Source organism: Alicyclobacillus cycloheptanicus (assembly GCF_028751525.1).
Taxonomy (GTDB): Bacteria; Bacillota; Bacilli; order Alicyclobacillales; family Alicyclobacillaceae; genus Alicyclobacillus_L; species Alicyclobacillus_L cycloheptanicus.
Genome location: NZ_CP067097.1, coordinates 1265478 through 1286949 on the forward strand (window position 1 = coordinate 1265478; position 21472 = coordinate 1286949).

At 61.5% G+C, this 21472-nt stretch carries 19 protein-coding genes; all 19 read right to left on the reverse strand.

Features of this window, described 5'->3' with window-relative positions; all coding sequences use genetic code 11:
- Positions 1–4 precede the first annotated feature (4 nt).
- Complete coding sequence (fsa, locus tag JI721_RS05785) at positions 5–652, reverse strand: fructose-6-phosphate aldolase (protein WP_274457112.1); 648 nt, start codon at positions 650–652, stop codon at positions 5–7.
- Between the two features lie 18 nt (positions 653–670).
- Complete coding sequence (gene kce / locus JI721_RS05790) at positions 671–1528, reverse strand: 3-keto-5-aminohexanoate cleavage enzyme (protein WP_274457113.1); 858 nt, start codon at positions 1526–1528, stop codon at positions 671–673.
- A complete protein-coding gene (gene kal, locus JI721_RS05795) occupies positions 1521–1952 on the reverse strand; it encodes a 3-aminobutyryl-CoA ammonia lyase (protein ID WP_274457114.1) in 432 nt (143 codons plus the stop codon). Before kal ends, kce begins: the two co-directional genes overlap by 8 nt.
- Positions 1953–1994: 42 nt before the next feature.
- Positions 1995–2354: a response regulator gene (locus tag JI721_RS05800; RefSeq protein WP_274457115.1), complete on the reverse strand. Its 360-nt coding sequence runs from the start codon at positions 2352–2354 to the stop codon at positions 1995–1997.
- Between the two features lie 20 nt (positions 2355–2374).
- Positions 2375–3979, reverse strand: a complete 1605-nt coding sequence (locus JI721_RS05805) for a CTP synthase (RefSeq protein ID WP_274457116.1) — start codon at positions 3977–3979, stop codon at positions 2375–2377.
- A gap of 273 nt (positions 3980–4252) precedes the next feature.
- The gene (rpoE, locus tag JI721_RS05810) at positions 4253–4831 is read right to left on the reverse strand and encodes a DNA-directed RNA polymerase subunit delta (protein WP_274457117.1); all 579 of its coding nucleotides are present in this window, start codon (positions 4829–4831) and stop codon (positions 4253–4255) included.
- Positions 4832–4917: 86 nt separating this feature from the next.
- Positions 4918–5865: a methylmalonyl Co-A mutase-associated GTPase MeaB gene (gene meaB / locus JI721_RS05815; RefSeq protein WP_274457118.1), complete on the reverse strand. Its 948-nt coding sequence runs from the start codon at positions 5863–5865 to the stop codon at positions 4918–4920.
- A gap of 40 nt (positions 5866–5905) precedes the next feature.
- Complete coding sequence (locus tag JI721_RS05820) at positions 5906–7057, reverse strand: acyl-CoA dehydrogenase (RefSeq protein ID WP_274457120.1); 1152 nt, start codon at positions 7055–7057, stop codon at positions 5906–5908.
- Positions 7058–7133: 76 nt separating this feature from the next.
- A complete protein-coding gene (locus JI721_RS05825) occupies positions 7134–8285 on the reverse strand; it encodes an acyl-CoA dehydrogenase (RefSeq protein WP_274457121.1) in 1152 nt (383 codons plus the stop codon).
- A gap of 16 nt (positions 8286–8301) precedes the next feature.
- Positions 8302–9114, reverse strand: coding sequence for a 3-hydroxybutyryl-CoA dehydrogenase (locus tag JI721_RS05830; protein WP_274457703.1), 813 nt, complete (start codon positions 9112–9114; stop codon positions 8302–8304).
- Between the two features lie 98 nt (positions 9115–9212).
- On the reverse strand, positions 9213–10397 hold the full coding sequence (locus JI721_RS05835) for an acetyl-CoA C-acetyltransferase (RefSeq protein WP_274457122.1): 1185 nt from the start codon (positions 10395–10397) through the stop codon (positions 9213–9215).
- A 247-nt stretch (positions 10398–10644) separates the two neighbouring features.
- Positions 10645–12657, reverse strand: a complete 2013-nt coding sequence (locus JI721_RS05840; RefSeq protein ID WP_274457123.1) for a (Fe-S)-binding protein — start codon at positions 12655–12657, stop codon at positions 10645–10647.
- Between the two features lie 219 nt (positions 12658–12876).
- Positions 12877–13365 (reverse strand): hypothetical protein, encoded by a 489-nt coding sequence (locus JI721_RS05845; protein ID WP_274457124.1) that lies wholly within the window; start codon positions 13363–13365, stop codon positions 12877–12879.
- A 197-nt stretch (positions 13366–13562) separates the two neighbouring features.
- Complete coding sequence (locus tag JI721_RS05850; RefSeq protein ID WP_274457125.1) at positions 13563–14270, reverse strand: L,D-transpeptidase family protein; 708 nt, start codon at positions 14268–14270, stop codon at positions 13563–13565.
- Positions 14270–15061, reverse strand: coding sequence for a formate/nitrite transporter family protein (locus tag JI721_RS05855; protein ID WP_274457126.1), 792 nt, complete (start codon positions 15059–15061; stop codon positions 14270–14272). Before JI721_RS05855 ends, JI721_RS05850 begins: the two co-directional genes overlap by 1 nt.
- 190 nt (positions 15062–15251) lie before the next feature.
- Entirely contained in the window at positions 15252–16091 is an 840-nt protein-coding gene (gene kamE / locus JI721_RS05860) for a lysine 5,6-aminomutase subunit beta (RefSeq protein WP_274457127.1), read from the reverse strand.
- Positions 16088–17719: a lysine 5,6-aminomutase subunit alpha gene (gene kamD, locus JI721_RS05865; protein ID WP_274457128.1), complete on the reverse strand. Its 1632-nt coding sequence runs from the start codon at positions 17717–17719 to the stop codon at positions 16088–16090. The genes kamE and kamD overlap by 4 nt, the downstream gene beginning before the upstream one ends.
- Positions 17682–19598: a MutS-related protein gene (locus JI721_RS05870; protein WP_274457129.1), complete on the reverse strand. Its 1917-nt coding sequence runs from the start codon at positions 19596–19598 to the stop codon at positions 17682–17684. The genes kamD and JI721_RS05870 overlap by 38 nt, the downstream gene beginning before the upstream one ends.
- The gene (gene kamB, locus JI721_RS05875) at positions 19595–20851 is read right to left on the reverse strand and encodes a lysine 5,6-aminomutase reactivase subunit KamB (RefSeq protein ID WP_274457130.1); all 1257 of its coding nucleotides are present in this window, start codon (positions 20849–20851) and stop codon (positions 19595–19597) included. The genes JI721_RS05870 and kamB overlap by 4 nt, the downstream gene beginning before the upstream one ends.
- Positions 20852–21472 lie beyond the last annotated feature (621 nt).

Here is a 21472-nt window from a genome sequence, read left to right on the forward strand (position 1 = left end):
CAACTCACCTCTTCTCGACTTTGCTCCAGTCTGCCAGGAATCGCTCGATGCCCTGGTCGGTCAGGGGGTGCTTAATCATCCGGTCCAGCACCGCGTACGGACAGGTCGCGATGTGCGCACCGGCTTTCGCTGCGTCTGTGACATGCATGGGGTGACGAATGCTCGCCGCGATGATTTCCGTGTCGATGCCATGGATATCAAAAATCGTCGCGATGTCGGCAATCAGCTCCACGCCGTTGAAGCTGATGTCGTCGAGGCGCCCAATAAAGGGGCTCACGAACGTTGCACCCGCGCGCGCCGCGAGCAGGGCCTGGTTCGCGCTGAACACCAGCGTCACGTTGGTGCGGATGCCGCGCTTGTGGAAGCGGTGCACCGCCTTTAAGCCTTCCGCCGTCATCGGCACCTTGATCACGATGTTCGGATGAATCTGCGCCAGAGGCAAACCTTCCTCGACCATGCCGTCGGCGTCCAGGCTGACGACTTCCGCACTGATGGGCCCGTCGACAATCTGGACAATCTCCTTCAACACTTCCTTGAAGTCGCGGCCTTCCTTGGCCACCAGGCTGGGGTTGGTGGTCACCCCGCTCAAAATCCCCATTTCCGCTGCGTTGCGAATCTCCGCCACATTGGCGGTGTCGATAAAGAGCTTCATTCTCCCTCATCTCCTTGTCTACGCTGGGTCTTGCGCGGCTTCACCCGTGCTGCGCCCCGATGCCCGGGGAATTCCGAGCATGCGGCGCGCTTCGTCGGGCGTCGCGATGGGCCGGTCCAGTTCGCGTGCAATCCGCACCACTCGCTCTACCAGCTGCGCGTTGCTGACCGCCAGTTCTCCCTTGCGATAGAAGATATTATCCTCAAAGCCCACCCGCACATGCCCGCCCAAGGTCACGGCGAGCGCCGCCATCGGCAGCTGGTGCCTGCCCACTCCCGCCACGCTCCAGGTTGCACCCGGGGGCAGCAGCTCGGTGAGATACAACACATTCTTCGGCGTCGCAGGCAATCCACCGGGGACACCGAGGACAAAGTCAAAGTGAAACGGCGGCTCCACCAGTTCCATGTCGGCGAGCTGAAGCGCGTTGGCAATCATCCCCGCGTCGAAAATCTCAAACTCGGGCCGTACGCCGTGAACTTTCAGCGCCTTCGCAAACGCCTTGAGCTCGCGGGGTCCGTTCCAAAACACGTCTTCTCCGAAGTTGACCGTCCCGCATGTCAAGGTTGCCATCTCTGGGCGCAGCGACACCGGCTGCAGGCGTTCCTCCGGTGTCATGCCCACCGCGCCGCCGGTCGACACCTGGATAATGATGTCGGTCGCTTCCCGAATGCGCGCAATGGTCTCTTGGAAGCGATCGCGGCTTTGCGTCGGGGTGCCGTCGTCGTTGCGAACGTGCAGGTGGCAAATGCTCGCGCCTGCTTCCCGGCATTCGCGGGCAGCTTGTGCGATTTCATCCGGTGTGATGGGCAGATTCGGCTGCGCTTCCCGGGTGACCTCCGCGCCCACCATGGCCGCTGTGATGATGAGCTTATCCACGCGCGCCACCGTCCACTGTGCCGCTGGCCGTGCGCCGCTGCCTGTCTTTTGGCACCACGCAGGTGCCGGTGGCATACGTCACGACGACCGGCGGGTCGAGGACGCGCGCGGCCGAGGGCACGTCGGGATGGATGTTGCTTTCGATGACCTTGCTGGCTGTGAATTCCATTTTGCGCGAGGTGTTGCCGACGTGTGTGATGCGCCCGCGCGCTTCAATGTAGTCACCCGCATACACAGGCGCGCGGAATTCCACGCAGTCATACGCCACAAACAGCCCTTCATCCCCGTCCAGCCGAATCAACAGCTCCGTCGCAATATCGCCGAACAGGGCCAGCATCCGCGCCCCGTCCACCAGCCGACCGCCATAATGTGCATCGTGCTCGCTCATGCGCAGTCGAATCACGCTCTCCACCGCTGCCGTCACTGCCGACCACCCGCCTTTCGAAGCTGCGCCAGTCCCTGCACCCTACATCAGGTGCGCGTTGACCGCCTGCCGCAGTTCGTCGATGTCAAAAGGCTTCGTGAAGTGGGCCAACGCGCCGAGTTCCATGGCCTCTCGAATCAGATTCAGTTCGCCATACGCCGTCATCATAATGACCTTCGTCTCGACTTCGAGCTTCCGAATCACCCGGAGGATTTCCAGCCCATCCATGCCGGGGATTTTCATGTCCAGCAAAATCAAATCAGGGTTTTCCTTCTGCACAATGTCGAGCGCGGTTGGTCCGTTGTTTGCCTGAAAGATTGTATACCCTTCGCGTTGCAGCACTTCCTGAAGGAGAACCCGAATGCCAAATTGGTCGTCAACGATCAAGATTTTTTTCGGCAATTCAAGCCTTCCTTTCAACCCTATGATTCACCCTGATGACGCAGCGCAGCGCGAATAAATTCGCGAAACAAAGGCTGCGCGCGATTGGGGCGCGAAGTGAACTCAGGATGAAACTGTACACCCACGTACCATGGATGCGCTGGCACCTCGATGATTTCGACCAGCCGGCCGTCCGGCGAAGTCCCGGAGATGCGAAGTCCCGCCGATTCCAGGATTTCACGGTAGCTGTTGTTAAACTCGTAGCGATGGCGGTGTCGTTCTGTCACCCACTCGTTGTCGTACGCGGCAGCCGCCAGCGTACCAGGGGCGAGCCGGCAGGCGTATGCGCCAAGCCGCATGGTTCCGCCCTTGTCTTCAATGTCCTTTTGCTCCGGCAGCAAGTCGATGACAGGGTGCGGTGTCCCCGCATCGATTTCACTGCTGTGTGCACCCCCTAGTCCCGCCACGTGACGCGCGTATTCAATGACGGCCACTTGCATGCCCAGGCAGATGCCAAAGTACGGAATGTGATGTTCGCGTGCATATCTGGCTGCGTAAATCTTACCATCAATGCCGCGATCACCGAAACCACCCGGCACAAGAATTCCGTCGGCATCGCCGAGCAGGTCCGCGACGTTGTCTGGGGTGACCTCCTCGGAGTGCACCCATTGGATGTCAATACTCGCGTCGTTCGCGAACCCGCCGTGCTGCAGCGCGGCAATCACGCTGGCATAGGCGTCCGGCAGCGCAACGTACTTGCCCACCACGGCAATCCGCGCGCGGTGATGCAGGTGCTTGATGCGGTCGACCATGCGCACCCATTCTGACAAATCCGGTTCAGGTGCCTGGATGCGCAGGTGCTGTAAAACAATGTCGTCCAGATGCTCTTCGTGCAGCAGCAGCGGGACTTCGTACAGCACGTCAGCATCGCGGCACTCAATCACACCTTCTACGTCGGTATCGCAAAACAGCGCGATTTTGCGCTTCACGTCCAGGGTGAGCGGAACTTGTGTGCGGCAAACGATGATGGAAGGAGAGATACCGATACTGCGCAGTTCCGCAACGCTGTGCTGGGTGGGCTTGGTCTTGACCTCCCCGGACGCCCCGAGGTAGGGCACCAGCGTCACGTGAATGAAGACCACGTTCTCGCGGCCGACGTCGCTGCGCATCTCGCGAATGGCTTCCAGAAACGGCAGGCTTTCGATGTCGCCGACGGTACCGCCAATTTCGGTGATCACGATGTCTGTCTCCGGCGTCGCGGCCTGCATGATGCGGTCCTTGATTTCGTTGGTGACATGGGGAATGACTTGCACCGTACCCCCCAGATAGTCACCCCGCCGTTCTTTCGTAATCACGGACCAATAGATTTTTCCGCTTGTGACGTTGTTGGCCGCCGTGAGGTTGTTGTCGATGAATCGTTCATAGTGTCCAAGGTCCAGGTCGGTTTCCGCGCCATCCTCGGTCACGAAGACCTCGCCGTGCTGATAGGGACTCATCGTACCCGGGTCAATGTTGATGTAAGGGTCAAACTTCTGGATGGTGACACGCAGTCCCCGGTTTTTCAACAACCGGCCCAGAGATGCGGCAGTGATTCCCTTTCCGAGACCGGACACCACGCCCCCTGTGACAAAGATGAATTTGGCCATGCTGCTCCCCCTCAAAAATTCACACACATCTTACCTTGCTTGTCCCATGTCAAAACACAACAATTCCGGCCCGATGTATACCACAATCTGCACCGCGCCGGTTCCAAGTCATCACTCGCTGTTTGTAATTCGAAAAGGGGTCAACGTTTCGTCTCTGTGCGACCCCTTCTCTTCCCAGGCACAAGGCTTTGATACAGTCAACGGTCCGTCATCGAGGCATGCTGTGCTGCGGCGTACCGGGATTCCCGGCAGAAGGGTGTCAACGGCGAGGCATCAATACGCGTCGTCTTCGTCCTCGTCCGCAGCCTCCTCTTCCAATTCCAGTTCGTCGTACTCAGCGGCTTCTTCGTCATCGGCGATTTCCGCTTCGTCCTCGAACACCTCTTCCTCTTCTTCGGCGTCCGCGTCCACCGTTTCGACCACGTCGACGTCTTCCTCGTCGGTCTCATCTGCAGCGAGGAACAGGTCTTCCTCTTCTTCATCGACGACCTCTGGATCTTCAAAATCCGCCTCGAGGTCTTCATCGTCGTCACTGAACGCGTCGCCGCTGCGCCGGACGAAGCGCTTGCTGGTGACCGATTTCTCGGCCACTTTGTCCACCGGATACCAGCGCTTGAGTCCCCATACGTTTTGCCCAATGCAAATAAACCGGCCATCAATGTTGATCTCGGTGTAGAGACGTGCCATGACGTCCATCGCTTCTTCGTCCGTCATGCCGCGGAGCGCCTGCACTTCGCTCATCAAATCGCGAAAGTAGTACGGCTCCTTCTTCTCCTTGAGGATTTCCCAGACCAACTCGACCAGTGGCATCTCTCGAATCTCATCCTGGGATTTCGACAATGTCACAGCCATGCATAATTCCCCCTCAGGGATTTACGAGGTTGTCCGAAGCGGCCAAACGGGCCCGTTTCGGATGCACCCATTCACAAATGTGATGATTATAGCACATCAAACGGCAGTTCGCGAAACAGTCGTTCGGCAGCATCGTAAGGGTCCTCACCGCCGCTTCCCTCAAGCGCTTCCCGCCATCCGGGGTCGGTCGCTGCGCGGTGCGCAATGTAGCGACGGAAGCGTGCCATGAGCAGCTGTTCGGTATCCGCTCGATGCCGCGCGCGCCGCCGCGCCTCCCAGTAGCCGTGCTTGTGCAAGTGTTCGGCGTGGCGGCCAATCTCAGCCCACAGGTCGTCCAAGCCTGCACCTTCGATGGCACTCACCGGCACGACCGGCGGGTCCCAGTCTTCGCGGCGCATGCTCCGTTCATGCAGCATCAGCCGCAGCTCGCGGACCAGCGCATCCGCGCCGGGCAAATCGCGCTTGTTGACCACAAAGACATCCGCGATTTCCATGATGCCAGCCTTCGCGGCCTGAACGTGATCGCCAGCGCCAGGCGTCAGCACCAGCGCCACCGTGTCGGCCACCGACATCACATCCAGTTCGGCCTGACCGACACCCACGGTCTCCAGCAGAATCACGTCGCATCCGGAGGCCTCCAGTGCGTACAGCATCTCGCGGGAGGCCGCGGCCAATCCACCCATGCTGCCGCGGCTGCCCATGCTCCGGATGTAGACGCCGGGGTCGGCGCTGTGGCGCGTCATGCGGACGCGATCGCCGAGCAGTGCTCCGCCCGTGAACGGGCTGGACGGGTCCACGGCCAGCACCCCGATTGACAGCCCCGCCTTGCGCAGATGGGTAATCACCTGGTCAACCAGCGTACTTTTGCCCGCCCCGGGTGCGCCGGTGAACCCCACCACGTGCGCACGGCCAGCGGATGGATACAGATCCTTCAGCAAGGCGCGTTTGTCCGGACCGTCGTTTTCAATGATGGTGAGCGCGCGTGCCACCGCGCGCCTGTCACCCGCAAAAATCCGTTGGACGAGTGGATGCAACGGAGGGTCCCTCCTTCGTGCCCCTTTGTCCTTACCGTGGTCAGCCGCGCACTTCGTTCAGGAGGTTGCGCGCGATGACCAGACGCTGGATCTCGTTTGTGCCCTCGTAAATCTGCGTGATTTTCGCGTCGCGCATCATGCGCTCGACTTCGTACTCACGAATGAAGCCGTAGCCCCCAAACACCTGCACGGCCTCCGTCGTCACCTGCATCGCCGTGTCAGACGCGAACACCTTGCTCATGGCCGACGCCTGGCCATACGGGAGGCCTTTGGACTCCAGCCAAGCCGCCTGATAGGTGAGCAGCCGCGCGGCCTCAATTTTCGTGGCCATATCCGCAAGCTTGAACTGAATGGCTTGCAAGTCCGCGATGGGCGCGCCGAACTGCTTCCGCTCGACCGCGTACGCGCGCGCTTTCTCATAGGCGCCGCGCGCAATCCCCAGCGCCTGCGCCGCGATGCCGTTGCGGCCGCCGTCCAGAGTCATCATCGCAATCTTGAAGCCAAACCCTTCCTCGCCCAGCCGATTTTCTTCCGGCACGCGGACGTTGTCGAAAATCAGTTCCACGGTGGTGGAGGAACGAATCCCCATTTTCTTTTCATGCTTGCCAATCGAAAAGCCCGGCATGCCCTTTTCCAGGATAAAGGCGGTGACGCCGCGCGCGCGTTTCGACGGATCAGTCAGCGCGAACACCACGTACACCTCCGCCGGGCCGCCGTTGGTGATGAACACCTTGCTGCCGCTCAGCACATATTCGTTGCCGTCTTTGACGGCTGTGGTGCGCATGCCAGCCGCGTCCGATCCCGACCCCGGTTCCGTCAATCCGTAGGCGCCAATCCACTTGCCCTCGGCCATCGGCCGCAGGTACTTCTGCTTCTGTTCCTCCGTGCCGAATTTGTAAATAGGCCAGCCGGCAAGGCTGGTGTGCGCAGACAGCACGACGGCCGCAGACGCGTCGACGCGCGCCAACTCTTCAATGGTGAGTACGTACGCCAGGTAATCCATGCCCGCGCCGCCGTACTGCTCGGGCCAAGGAATCCCCGTCAGCCCCAAACTCGCCATCTTGTCGAAGATGCCGCGATCGAACGCCTCTTTCTCGTCGCGCTCCGCTGCCCCCGGCGCAATTTCCTTATCCGCAAAGTCGCGCACCAACTGTCGAATCTGCTCATGCTCTTTATCCAGCAAAAAATCCATCCAACTTCCTCCTAATCCCCATGTCGATGAGGCGCAAAATGCACCCAGCGAGCGATCACGGTCGTCAAACCGTTCCTTAAATCCGCTTCACGTCATTCAGCTGCCGGGCGATGACCACCCGCTGAATCTGGTTGCTGCCTTCGTAAATCTGCGTGATTTTGGCGTCGCGCATGTACCGCTCAACCGGGAAGTCCTTGATGTACCCGTAGCCGCCGAACAACTGAACGGCGTCCGTGGTCACCTGCATGGCGGTGTCGCTGGCAAACAGCTTGGCCATGGAAGCCTCCCGCGTACACTTTCGGTCCTGCTGTTTGAGCGCTGCGGCGTGGTACGTCAACCAGCGCGCCGCCTGAATCTTGGTGGCCATGTCCGCCAGCATGAACTGCACACCCTGAAAGCCGGCCAGTTCCTGACCAAACTGCTTTCGGCTGTGGACATGTGCGTTGGCCGCATCGAAGGCGGCTCGCGCAATCCCGAGGGCCTGCGCCGCGATGCCGATGCGCCCGCCATCGAGCAGGCGCATGGCGATGGAGAAGCCTTGTCCCTCTTCACCCAGCCGGTTTTCCACCGGCACTTCCGCATCCTCAAACAGCAGTTCGCAGGTGTTGGAACCATTCAGCCCCATCTTGCGCTCTTTCTTGCCCACGCGAAAGCCCGGCATCCCCGGCTCCACCAAAAACGCCGTCACACCGCGGGCGCCTTTCGTCGGATCGGTGACCGCGAACACACAGTAGACGCCGGCTTCCCCTGCATTGGTGATGAATATTTTCGAGCCGTTGAGGATGTATTTGTCGCCTTGACGAACCGCACGCGTCCGAATGGACGCCGCATCCGTGCCCGCACCCGGTTCGGTCAGCGCAAAGGCGCCGATCCACTCTCCGCTGGCGAGCTTTGGCAGGTAGCGCTCCTTCTGCGCCTGTGTGCCAAAGTAGAGAATCGGGAACGTCCCGACCGATGTGTGGACGGCCAAGATGACGCCGACCGCCGCTGAGGCGTAAGCAATTTCCTCAATCGCGGCAATGTACGAAGGGAAGTCGGCGCCGACGCCGCCCCACTCCTCCGGAATCGGCAGCCCCATGATGCCGAGTTTCCCCATCTCGCTGATGATGTCCCGGGGAAACTGGTCCGTCTCGTCAATCTCAGCCGCCCGCTTGGCGATGACATTGGTTGCAAAGTCTCGTACAACCTGGATGAGTTCTTTTTGCTCTGGTGTAAATTCGAAGTCCACAGCCGGTTCCTCCGAATCAGTCGTATTGGTAGAAGCCGCGGCCAGACTTTTTGCCCAGCCATCCGGCCTTCACATACTTGCGCAGCAACGGGCAGGGGCGGTACTTGGAGTCGCCGAAGCCTTCGTACAGCACTTCCATGATGGCCAGACAGGTGTCCAGGCCGATGAAATCCGCCAGTGTCAGCGGACCCATGGGGTGGTTCATCCCCAGCTTCATGACTTCGTCAATCGCCTCCGGCGTCGCGACGCCTTCGTACACACAGTAAATCGCTTCGTTGATCATCGGCATCAGCACGCGGTTCGACACAAAGCCCGGGAAGTCGTTGACTTCCACCGCCGTTTTGCCCATTTTGACGGCCAATTCGTACACGGTTTGATACACCTCGTCCGATGTCGCCAAACCGCGAATCACTTCGACCAGTTTCATCACCGGCACGGGGTTCATGAAGTGCATGCCAATGACCTGTGCAGGCCGTTTGGTGACGGCCGCAATTTCGGTGATCGGCAGTGAAGAGGTGTTCGAGGCCAGAATGGCATGAGCTGGCATCGTTTCATCCAGCGTGCGGAACACCTGCAGCTTGATGTCCAGGTTTTCGGTCGCCGCCTCGATGGCCATGTCGCAGTCTGCGGCGTCGTTCAAGGTGGTGGAAAGGGAAATCCGTCCGAGAACAGCGTCCATTTCCGCCTCCGTCAGCCGCCCTTTCGACACATTGCGTTCGAGGTTCGCCCGGATTCTGTTCAGTCCTTTGGCGGCATAGGCCTCGCTGATGTCGTTCAACAGGACGCGAAGCCCCGCCTCCGCAGCGACTTGCGCGATGCCGCTGCCCATTTGGCCAGCCCCGATGACAATCAACTTCTGTACGTTCTGCGTCACAAACCATCGCCTTCCTTATCTCTTAGAAATAAAGGATATAAAGGATGAAGCCGTCAGTTTCCGGACACTTCAACGAGAACCGCGTCGCCTTGTGCCGCCCCGCTGCAGATCGCCGCGATGCCGAGCCCGCCGCCCCGCCGACGGAGTTCATAAATCAACGTCGTGAGGATTCTCGCACCGCTCGCGCCAATCGGGTGACCCAGCGCGACCGCGCCTCCGTTGACGTTGACTTTCGATTCATCCCAGTCCAACATCTTTCCAGCTGTCAGCGTCACGGCCGCGAACGCTTCATTGACCTCGAACAAATCAATGTCCGAGATTGATTTTCCGGTCTTTTGGAGGAGTTTTTGAATCGCCAGACCCGGTGTCGTCGCGATGTACTTGGCTTCCGCGGCGACTTCCGCGTAACCCAGGATGGTCGCAAGCGGCTGGCGGCCCGTCTGCTGTGCGTAGGTCTCGTCCATCACCACCAAAGCGCCCGCGCCGTCGTTGACACCCGGCGCGTTGCCCGCCGTCACGGTCCCAGCGGGATCGAACACAGGTGAAAGCGCTGCCAGTTTATCCAGCGATGTGTCCCGGCGCGGTGCCTCATCCGTATCCACTGTGACCTGCTCGCGCTTCTGTGTGACGGTCACGGGCACGATTTCTTCCCGCAGGATGCCGGCGTCGATGGCCGCGATGGCCCGCTGATGACTGCGCAAGGCAAAGGCGTCCTGCGCTTCCCTGGAAATGCCGTACTCTTTGGCGACCTCACTGCCCAAAACCGCCATGTGGACGTTGTGAAAGGCGCAGGTCAACCCGTCGTGAATCATCAGGTCGATGACCGCACCGTCGCCCATCCGCAGGCCGCGGCGCGCGCCCGGTACGGCGTAGGGCGCATTCGACATACTCTCCATGCCGCCAGCCACGGCGACCTTGACATCCCCCGCGCGGATCAGCGCGTCTGCCAGCGTCACCGCCCGCAGTCCAGAGGCACACACCTTATTCACGGTAACACTCGGGGTTTCCCATGGCAAGCCAGCGTATCGGGCCGCCTGACGGGCGGGAATTTGGCCAGCGCCGCCCTGCAGCACCATGCCCATCAGCACCTGTTCCACTTCCTCGTCCCGCACGCGCGCCCGGTTCAACGCTTCCCGAATCGCAATGCCTCCCAGTTCTACCGCAGGCCGTGCGGCCAACGCGCCATTCAGGCGGCCAAAAGGTGTGCGCACGGCGGATACAATCACCGATTTCCCCATATGCCTCCTCCTTTTCGTGCACCTGTGCATCTCGCGGGCGGCACTTGGTGCTCAAAAGGGCACAACGCGCCGGTCCGAGACAATGTGGTGCAACACCACAGGGGCTGTCCCAAAGGCATTGGATTGCCGAATGGGACCGCCCCCTTCTGTGTTGAAAAATAGTGACACGGCTGTGCGTATAAACCTCACAGGCAGCTTCTGAACCGCAGGTTCGCGGCAAAGAGACTGCAGCGGGTCACAAACAGGGTCAGGAGACCCCTTCCGCAACGGCGGGCGCCGGCACGTCCACGGACATCGCCAGCAGCTCAATCACATCGTACGTGCTCACGTCTTCCTCCGCGCCGTTTGCCTTGGTCCCGTCGATCAGCATGTTCATGCAGTACGGACAAGCCGTGCCGACGATGCTCGCACCGGTGTCGATGGCTTGCTTCGCGCGCATCACGTTGATGCGTGTCCCCGTCTCTTCCTTGAACATGCCACCGCCGCCGGCCCCGCAGCACATGCCCTTGTTCCGACTCCGCTCCATCTCAACCAATTTTACACCCGGAATGGATTCGAGAATATAGCGCGGCGCGTCGTAAATATCGTTATAGCGGCCCAAGTAGCACGAGTCGTGATACGTGATGGTTTCTTCGACCTTTTTGGTCGGCTTCAACTTGCCCTCTTGCAGCAGCTTCGCCACGAACTGTGTGCTGTGCCAAACCTCTTCTGCCTCGAAGCCGAAGTCCGGATATTCGTTCTTGAACGTGTTGAACGCGTGCGGGTCGGTGGTGATAATTTTCTTCACACCGTATTCCTTGAACACCTCGATGTTGCGCTGCACAAAGTCCTGATACAGGAACTCGTTACCCAGCCGACGGGCGGAATCTCCGTCACTCTCTTCTTCCGTCCCCAGGATGGCGAAATCAACCCCTGCAGCCAACAGCAGTTTGGCGAACGCCTGTGCAATTTTCTGGGCACGCTGGTCGTAGGACGCCATCGTCCCGACGAAGAACAGGTATTCCGCCTTCCCTTCAACTTCGGCCATGGTGCGAACCGGCAGGTCCTTCGCCCAAGCCGCACGCTCCCGGCGGTTGATGCCCCACTCGTTGGACTGACGTTCGAGGTTGGCAAACACCTTGGAGACTTCCGGAGAAGTCTTGCCTTCCGTCAGCACCAGCCAGCGGCGCAGGTCAATGATGTCCTGCACATGTTCGTTGGCAACCGGGCAGGCCTCTTCACACGCCCGGCAGGTCGTGCACGCCCACACTTCCTCTTCGCTGAACGTGTTCGCCCATACCGACTCCGGCTCATAATCTTCAGCTCCGGCAGCCATCTTCGCCAGCATGCCAGGACCGGCCTCGTTCAAGTGGTCTTTCATCTTCAAAATCAGATACTTCGGCGACAACGGCTTGCCAGACAACGTCGCTGGGCAGTTGATGTGACAACGGCCGCACTCCGTGCATGCGTAGCCGTCGAGCAGCTGCTTCCACGTGAAATCGAAGACCTTGCCAACACCGAATTCCTCAATGCTCTCGTCCTCCAGGTCCAGCTTGCGCAGCTTGCCGGGAGCGTCCAGACGGCGGAAGTACCAGTTGAACATCGAACCAATCATATGGGAGTGTTTGGACCTTGGAATGACCATCAAGAACACCATGATGGTCAGCACATGCACCCAAAACGCCACTTCACTGATGGCAAGGAGTGTCCCGCCGGACAACCCGGCAAAGACCTCGCTGACCCAGTTCAGCACAGGTGCTGCCCAGCCCGGGTGAACGCCCGCCTTGGCCAGGTCGGCGCCGGTCGCGATCCAATACGTGATGACAATGATTCCGATGAAGCTCAGAATCAAGCCGCCTTCGAAGCCCTGGTCGATGCGCATAGGCTGAATCGCGTAGCGGCGGATGGCCGCGATGATGAGGGCGGTAATGACGAGAAGCGAAAACATTTCTTCAATAAACAGATAAGCAGGCGCCGTCCCCCACGGGAAGTGCCAGCGCGTCAGATGGTAGACGATAAAGTCCAGGTCACCAAACACCAACGCGATAAAGCCCCAGAAGATAAAAAAGTGCGCCAAACCGGACGGCTCAGCAATGACCTTTCGCTGGCCAAGCACGTACTTGACAAAACTCCAGGCGCGCTGCCCCGGTCGATCGGTGCGTTCCACATCCGGCTTGGCCGCCTTCAGCAGCTTGAAGCGGTTGTAGATCGCGATTCCGAAGGAGTACAGCGCACCGAGCAGAAGCACAATAAAGACGATGCCTTGAATGACATACCACATCTCTGGTTCCTCCTCCCTACCAAACGGTCGGTACGAACAAAACCCGGCAAACCGCCCATGGTCCGCTTGGTCTACCCTCATAGAGTACGTAGCGATTGCCGAAGTATATGTCTCGTCTTCAGACTCTATTTAAAAATACCACAGATAGGGTCGATCAGGGAAACGGATCTTCCGCCCATGTGCTTCTGCCCGGTGCGGCCGCTGACGATTTCGAGGTCTTTACCAATTGAATTTCATCGTAAACCACTTGCCATACTGTTCCACCTTGTACCATTTGCCCGGCTGCAGGTCGGTGACCACCTGGCCGTCCGCGTTCTCGATATTCAATCCGACAACGGCCGACCTGGAGGGGAGATTTCCGGGAGACAATTCAAAATCGCCTCGCAGGGTGGGCGAAACACGGAACCACAAGCCGCCGTTCAAACTCCCGAGGGTGTAGATGGAGGCGCGATCGGCCCACCAATACGTGTGAAGGCCGCGAAACACCGTTTCGTTCGCACTCGTTTGAGAAGGCGAGATGGGCTTGTTTGCGTCGGCAAATCCGTTCGCACTTTGGGATAACGGAGATTGTCCGCGAATCGTGACATCAAACGTGGCATAACGAAGGTTCTGATACAAGTTCAGCCCAACCAGAATGACGACCACGGCGATAAACGGCATCATGAAAGAGAGGTTGACCCGGGTTTGCCTGTCCTGAGGCAGCTTCATACAAACACCCTCCTCTTGCGGCGAACGGTCCTTTTGGAAGGTGGTTCAAAATATAGTTAAGAATTTTGTGATTTTTATAGTTCGACATCCAGTTTACCAAATTCGACGTGCGCCTTCCATACCTTTGTACGTGCTTTGCAGCAAAGGAAGGACCACGTTCTCGCAAGCTGAAGTCGGCGGCCTGCACCGCTGCGTGGTTATTCCGCCAACCCCAGCGCCTGATAGACCGCGAGGTTCACAACGCCGTCCACCGTCAGGTGGTGTGCCGCCTCAAACGCCTTGACGGCTTTTTCGGTTTCGAATCCGAAGCGACCGTCGCATGGTCCTTCGTAAAGGCCGAGACGGGCCAAGCGGTCCTGAACCAGCCAAACATCGGAGCCAATGTGGCCCAGTTCCAAGCGCCGCCCATCGCAGAGCGGGTTCCCCTCAATCAGCACCGGGGTGCCGATGCGCACCTTTGGGTAGAGGGCCTCCACATCCTGGTTTCGCATGCGAATGCAGCCGCTGCTGACGTCCCCGCCAATCAGATGGGGTTTATTGGTGCCATGAATGCCGTAGATGCCCCACGGCACGCTGATGCGCAGCCAGCGCGTGCCAAAGCCGTCACCCCAGCCCCGCTGCTTGTCGGTGACGACCCATTCACCAATCGGCGTCGGCGTGTCCGGTTTTCCAAGCCCGACTGACCAGATGCGAACCGGTACACCGGCCTCATACAATGTCAGGCGGTTTCGTGCGGTGTCGACAACAACGAAAGCCTGACCCGGCGCGGCGACGGGATCGACCCCGTTCCACACGGCAGCCTGCGCCGCCGGTGTGCGGACGGCGCAGGTGACGAAGAGGACTGTTGTGACGAATGCCCAAAAGCCGCATCCCCTAAGCAGGATGCGGCTCGTTGAACGCCCCATTACTCGCCGGTTCCCTCTCTGCGGGCGTTGCTGATATACGCAATGTAATACAGTGCACCGACGAAGATCGCGCCGCCGACCGCATTTCCCAGGAAAACGGGCACGAAGTTGCGGAAATAGTCCGCCCAGGTATAGTACCCCGCGAAGATGGCTGCCGGAATGACGAACATATTGGCCACAACGTGCTGGAATCCGATCGCGACGAAGGCCATAATCGGAAACCAGATGCCCAGGATTTTCCCCGCAAAGTCCTCCGCCCCGTAGGCCAGCCACACCGCGAGACAAACCAGCCAGTTACAGCCAATCGCCGAGACAAAGGCGGGACCGAACGGATCGCCGAGCTTCGCCTTCGCCACCGCCACCGTTTTCAACAGGTAGGGGCCCGTCTCCGTTAATCCGACAATGTGACCAAAAAAGTACGCGACACAGACGGAGCCGATGAAGTTGGTCACCAAAATGATGATCCAGTTGGCAATCCCTCGCCCGACCGAGATGCGCCCAGCAAAGCACGCCATCGGGACGGACATCATGTTCCCCGTCAACAGTTCTGCCCCAGCCAACACCACCAAAACCAGGCCGACCGGGAACACGGCAGCACCGAGAAACGACCCAAACGACCCCCAGGCTGCGGGCAGGTCGCCGCTGACCCGGATATCGAGCAAGAATCCGACCGAGATGAAGGCGCCCGCCAGAAACCCGAGAATCGCCATGGTCCCAAACGGCAGCTGCGCCTTTCGTTCACCGGCATCGACGGTCAGTTCCGCAATGCGCTGCGGTGTGTGAAATGCCATAAAATGAGGCCTCCTCACGTCAGTTTGCGCACTGTACAAGTGTGTCCCAGCGCGCTCGTACTGACAGTAATTTGGCCTTCTCACGCGGATTCATACATAACGCCCGGCCATGACGCGCGGCCGTCACGCCCGGCATGACACGCAACACGGGCTGGCGCGAACGCGCGGCGCGGACAGCGCGCAGTCCCGTTCACGCCAAATTGCGCCGCACCATCTCCTGCACGATAAACGAAGCCACATCCGGGGCCAGCGTCCCCGGCCCAAACCCGGCGTCATAACCCAGCTCCAGCGCTAGCTCATGCGTGATGCGCGGTCCGCCCGCAACCAGCACCACCTTGCGGCGAATCCCCTCGGCCTCGAGGAGATCGACCAGGGCGCTCAGGGTGTGCACATGCACGTCCTTCTGCGTCACCACCTGAGACACCAGAATCGCGTCCGCCTCGAGCTCGACCGCCTTTTGCAGCAGCACTTCCGGTTCGACCTGGCTGCCCAGGTTGAACGCGCTGATTTCAGGGTACCGCTCCAGCCCATATTCGCCGTTGTAGCCCTTCATGTTCATAATCGCGTCGATCCCGACGGTATGCGCGTCTGTCCCCGCACACGCGCCAATCACGGTGATTTTCCGCCCAATCTGCGCCCGGATGAACTGGTTGATCTCGTCAAAGTCCATCCTGGCGGCGTCCACTTTGGGCACTTGGAGATGGGCGTAGTCGACGGTGTGGACACAGCTGCCGTACATCACAATGAACGTAAAGTTTTCGCCGATGTCCTCGTGATGCACGACCGTCGGCTCGGCCAGTCCCATCTTTGCCCCCAGCTGCCGGGCCGCTTCCACCGCCTCCGGCCCGTCCGGCACCGGCAGTGAGAAGCTGAGCTGCACCTTGCCGTCATCCATGGTATCACCGTACGGCCGGACGCGCGTCCAGTCGACCTTGGCGATTTGCGTCCGCCAGTCGACCGCTCGGCGGTCAGACGGCCGCGGGCGCTCCCCTGGCTCGATCGGCGTCCATTCTTTCGCTCCCCCGCTCATGCCTTCACCCCCGCGTGTTCCGCAGACAACCCCAACCGCTCCCGCAGCGCCGTTTCGAACGGATTGAAGTAGTCCGCCTCGCGCAAAATCACCCCAGACAGCCCCCGGCCGCCGGTTTCCGCTCGCTTGACATCCGCAAACATCCCCCGGCTGAGCGCTTCGAAGAACCCAATCTGAACGATCTCTTCCAACAACGCCACCGCCTCCTGCAGCACCTGCCGGGCGCGCTGGACGATGATGCCGTCCGGCTTGAACTGGATTTCGTCGCCGAGGTGGCGCGCGTTGTTGAAAATGTACTTGGCGCTCTCGATGGCCAGGTGACGGTCGTAAATCAACGGCGTATGAATCTGCTCCGTCATCATCCCAAGCAGTTGAATGCCCTGCTGCGTCATGATGCCGACCAGGTTGAACAAGGCGTCCTGTACGTGGCCGCGAAAAATATTGCCCGTCATGTGTTTCGTCGGCGGCATGTACTTGAGCGGCGCGTTCGGGAAAATCTCCCGCGCCATCTGCGCCTGCGCCAATTCGTACAGCAATCCGTCCTCAATCATCGGGTTCATCTCAAACGCGTGCCCGAGCCCCATTTGGGCCTCCGGCACCCCAGCGCAGAGCGCAAACTGCTCGTTCAGAAACTGTGAGGCAAGCACAGTGTGCGCCGCCTGGACCGCATCGGCCGTGGTCAGGTAATTGTCTTCTCCCGTGTTGATCACGACCCCCGCATACGCGTTGATCATCCGCGAGAAATGCTGGTCCACCAAAGTCCGTTGCATGTTGATGTCGCGGAACAAAATGCCGTACAGCGCGTCGTTCAGCATCACGTCCAGCCGCTCCAAGGCGCCCATGGCCGCGATTTCCGGCATGCACAGCCCCGAGCAGTAGTTGCACAGGCGGATGTAGCGACCCACTTCTTCCCCGACCTCGTCAAGCGCCGCCCGCATGATGCGAAAGTTCTCCTGCGTCGCAAACGTTCCGCCAAACCCTTCGGTGGTGGCGCCGTAGGGCACGTAGTCGAGCAGGCTTTGGCCGGTGCTTCTGATCACGGCGATGATATCCGCCCCCTGCCGCGCCGCCGAACGGGCCTGCACCACATCTTCGTAGATGTTCCCTGTCGCGACGATCACGTAGATGTACGGTTGGCGGCCTTTCCCAAGCCGCGCCAACAGCGCCTCCCGCGTCTGCCGGTTGGCCGCGATGCGGGCGAGCGTGACGTCCGCAAGGTCCTGTGCCTGGCGGACCACCGCCGCCTCGGGTGCCTGCGGCAAGTCCGCCAGCGAGACGGCACCATGGGCGACGGCCTCCGCCAGCGCCTGTGCAGACAACCCGGTTTGGATGAGGCCGTTCACAAACGGCCTTGTGATGCCCGCCCCGAGCGTGCCGGCGCGCCGTACCGTTTCCACCACCGCGTTCGGCAGCGGCACGCCCGCGCTGTCCACCCCGTCCACGCCGAACAGCCGCAGCACCGTTCGCTCGATGGCCACCGTGGTGCGGGCCGCCAAAAACGCCGTGACCGAGTCGGCAATCTGACTGGCTGCCTGGCGCCCGCGGCGCACGAGCCCCTCGTCCAGCTGCAGCTTTGACGGCCGGTTCGTGTCAGGTGTGCTCGTGTCGATCCGATTCACGTCCGTCATGTTCACGCTCCCCCTCTGCGAGAAAGTGCCTGCCCGCTTGCAGCACGTCGGATGGCAGGCCCAGCCACGCGGCGACCCGCAGCGCCTCCTCCGGCATCGGTTCGTCCGCCCACCGCAGCACGCGGTAGTCCATCGCCGCCGCAAGCCCGCGAAGAACGTCGACATCCTCCGCCGCATCCCGTGCCGGGGCCCCATCATCCGTCAGGTGCCGCCAAACCGCGTCTTCAGCGAGGCCCTTCACGCGAAACCGCGTGATGCCCGGCACGCGCGCGGCGCCGGCAAAATGCGTGACCACAAACCAGATGGAGTCCCGCTTGTCGCGCACAACCGTTCGCAGCAGACCGACTACCAGCGCTTCCCCTTCCGCCGGATTGGTGGATCGCATCGGCTCATCGAGACAGACAAACGCGCGCCCTTCCGCGTGCAGGGCCAAATGGTGTTTCAGCGTGATGACCTCCTGCCCGAAGGAACTCAGGCCGCTTTGCAGGTCGGTCTGGGCATGCCCTGCAAAGCGGGCCGTCCGAAACAGGCGGGTTCGAAACGCCTGCGCTGGCACCGGCAGCCCGTACTGTGCCAGCACCTGGCAGATGAAAAGGAGGCTCAACGACACGGTCTTCCCGCCCATGTTGGCACCGCACAGGACGTTCGCGCCAGGGTCGGGATCGACCGAAAGCGGTACGTAACGGTCTGCTTGGCCCAGCCGGGCCGCGACTTGCGGGTGGATGCCGGCCACCAGTTCCACGCGATGGGCCGATGTAGGGACGCAGCCCGCCCCAACCGCCTGCCAGCGGCGAAGCAACGCCACCTTCGCAAGCCGCACATCCAGGTCGGCGACGTCCGCCTGCAGCTGGAGGAGCGTCGGCAGGTGGGCGCGAAGGGCGGCGCACAACCGGGCCAGCACCTGCTCGGCCGCGTGCGCGAGCTGCTCGCGGGCAGCGCTGACCTGTTCGCGGCAGGCGCGAATATCCGGTGTTTCGACAACCTCAAAGAGGCTCTCGAACGGTGTGTCCTGCAGCCATCGAAGCCGCGGGTCCACTTTGAGTTCGCCAATCAACGCGACGTGATCCGGCCGGCGCAGCACCAGTCTCCCCGCCCAGTCCGGACGAACCCCGGCCGCTTCCATCCATTGTTCATCCCGCTCGTGCAGCCGCTCTGCCAGCGTGGTCGACGCGGCTGCGAACGCCCGAGCCGCGGCGCGGTAGGCGTCGTCTGCGACGTGATCGACGGCGAATGTAGGTGTCAACGGCAGCAGGGCGCCGTCGGGTTGGCGGGCCTGCTGTGCGCGCTGGGCCTGCTGGCTTTCGAGGGCCTGTTGGCCTTGGAGCGCCTGCTGACTTTCGAGGGCCTGTTGGCCGAACAGGGTGAGGATCAGCGTCCAGTGCTGCGGCGTTGTCCACGCGAAGGATCTGGCCTCCGCGGCGTTGGCCAAGGCAAGGCCGTGAAACAGGTACTGCTTCAGCAGCAGCAGGTCCTTCTGCGACAGCACGATGCCAGGCTGCCGCAGTGCGGCGACAGCCTGCGCAATGTCTGGCAGTCTAGTCAGGTACACCGAACGGAGGGTGTCGAGCGCACCGTCGCCCGCCCGGTCGCATGCGGCCGCGTCCGATCGCAATTGTGACAAGGCAGCCTCCCAGTGTGGGTCATTGCCGGGAAGAAACGGGCGCATCGCCTGCTTGGCGCGGCGGCCGTCCGGCGTCACCGGCTCAAACGCGCGCCAAAACGCATCCCAACCGACTGCGTTGGCACTGGCGTGATCGAGGAAAGTTGCTCGTTCCGCGTTCACGGCGGGGTTCGCCGCGGCGTTCAGAGTCGAGGTCATCGCCGAGTGCATGTCAGGCCTTGTCGCTGGGTTCATAGTGGAGCTCATCGCCGGTTTCATGACTGCGCCACCCGCATCCACTCCTTTGCATTGATCACCGGAATGCCGGGCGCGATTTGCCGGATGGCGTCCTGCAGCGGCTCGCTCGGCAGGTCGTACCCGGTGATGCTGTGGGGATTTACGGCGATCGCGGCGATTGGCACCCGCCGCCACACGGACAGCCGGTGCCCCCGCCGGAACCACCTGGCGATGGCCTCTGCGCTCGCCAGAATCTGCGCCGGATGAGCCGCAACGAGGTGCATCACCCCGCAGCGCGCGAGCGCCTCCAACAAGGTCGTGGTCACGGCCCCGGGCACATAGCAGGTGATCGACGGCTGATGCGCAGACGCGCACGCCAAGCTCGGCGCAGCCGATTCGAGGCAGCGCACGAAGTCGGACACCCCCCGGCCCGGCACCAGCGTCAACGCCGCATGGGAAGGTTCTGACGGGGAGGCGCCGGGCGAGATGCCACCGCGCGGGAAGGGACCGGGCGGGTAGGCGCAGGGCGGGAGGGCACCGCGCGGGTAGGCGCAGGGCGCCTCCGCAGCCGCGCTTGCGATGAGCACCCCGCCGACATCCTGTTCGCGGGCAGGCTGCAGGGCGGCCTTCAAATCGGCCGGGATTTCCGGCAGCCGAAATTTCTGCAGCAACAAAAACGCGTGGCGAGCGGCATCTTCGACCGTTCGCCCGTGAATCGCGCCGACTGCAATGACGACCGCGTCGACCAGGTCAGGTGCTGCGGCTGCGACGCGATCGAACGCCCCGTCAATCAGCACGAGGTCTGCGCCGGCCTGCTCGAGGGCTGGTGCGGCCAGCTCGACGTGGTGTCGTTGGCGGATCCCGGCGAGCACCACCCGCCCCGCACGCTGCACGCGCGCGACGAGCACCGTGCCGAGCGGCGATTCAATGGGCAGCGCCGCCAGGTACTCCAGCTCCGCATCCGAATCAGCCAACGCGCGCTCCGCGGAAGCGATGATGGTCCCGGAAGGCGCCTCAATTGCAGGTTTCGACACCCCGAGAATGGTGTCGAGTCGTTCGCCGTCGAGACCGACACTGAGCAACCCGAGTGTCGAAACCGCGCCGGGTCGGGTCGAACGGTCTGCGGGAGACCGGGGAAGGGCGGAATGTAGGGGACCGGCGGGGCTCTGGAACCGGGCCTGGCCCGCCCGCGCGATGAACGCGTTGAGGGCGGTTGTCTTGCCGGCGTGCTTGGCAGTGCCGATGAACGCGACGCGACGCCATCCATTGACGATGCACTGTGTTACCAAGTCCATCAGACAGCACCTCCTAGCCCCCCACACTCGCGCGTGGCACGAATCAGCAGCACAAGGCAAGGCACCACTTCTTCCTAATCGGCCGGCCAGGGCTTGGCGCGCCTGGCCCAGGCACCCTGCGGCGGCCGCATAGGGCGGGTTTTCTTCTTAATCGCCTGGCCCAGGCACCCTCCGCCAGCCCCATAAGGCGGGTTTCCTTCCTAATTCGCTGGCCCAGGCACCCTCCGCCGGCTCCATAAGGCGGGTTTCCTTCCTAATCGGCCGGCCCAGGCACCCTCCGCCGGCTCCATAAGGCGGGTTTCCTTCCCTAACGGCCGGCCCAGGTACCCTGCGCCAGCCCCATAAGGCGGGGTTCCTTCCCAATCGGCCGGCCCTAACCGGCCCAGGTACCCTGCGCCAGCCCCATAAGGCGGGGTTCCTTCCTAATCGGCCGGCCCTAACCGGCCCAGGCACCCTCCGCCGGCTCCATAAGGCGGGGTTCCTTCCTAATCGGCCGGCCCAAGCATCCTCCGCCGGCCCCATAAGGCGGTTTTCCTTCCTAATCGGCCGGCCCAAGCATCCTCCGCCGGCCCCATAAGGCGGGGTTCCTTCCTAATCGTCCGGCCTAGGCACCCTCCGCCG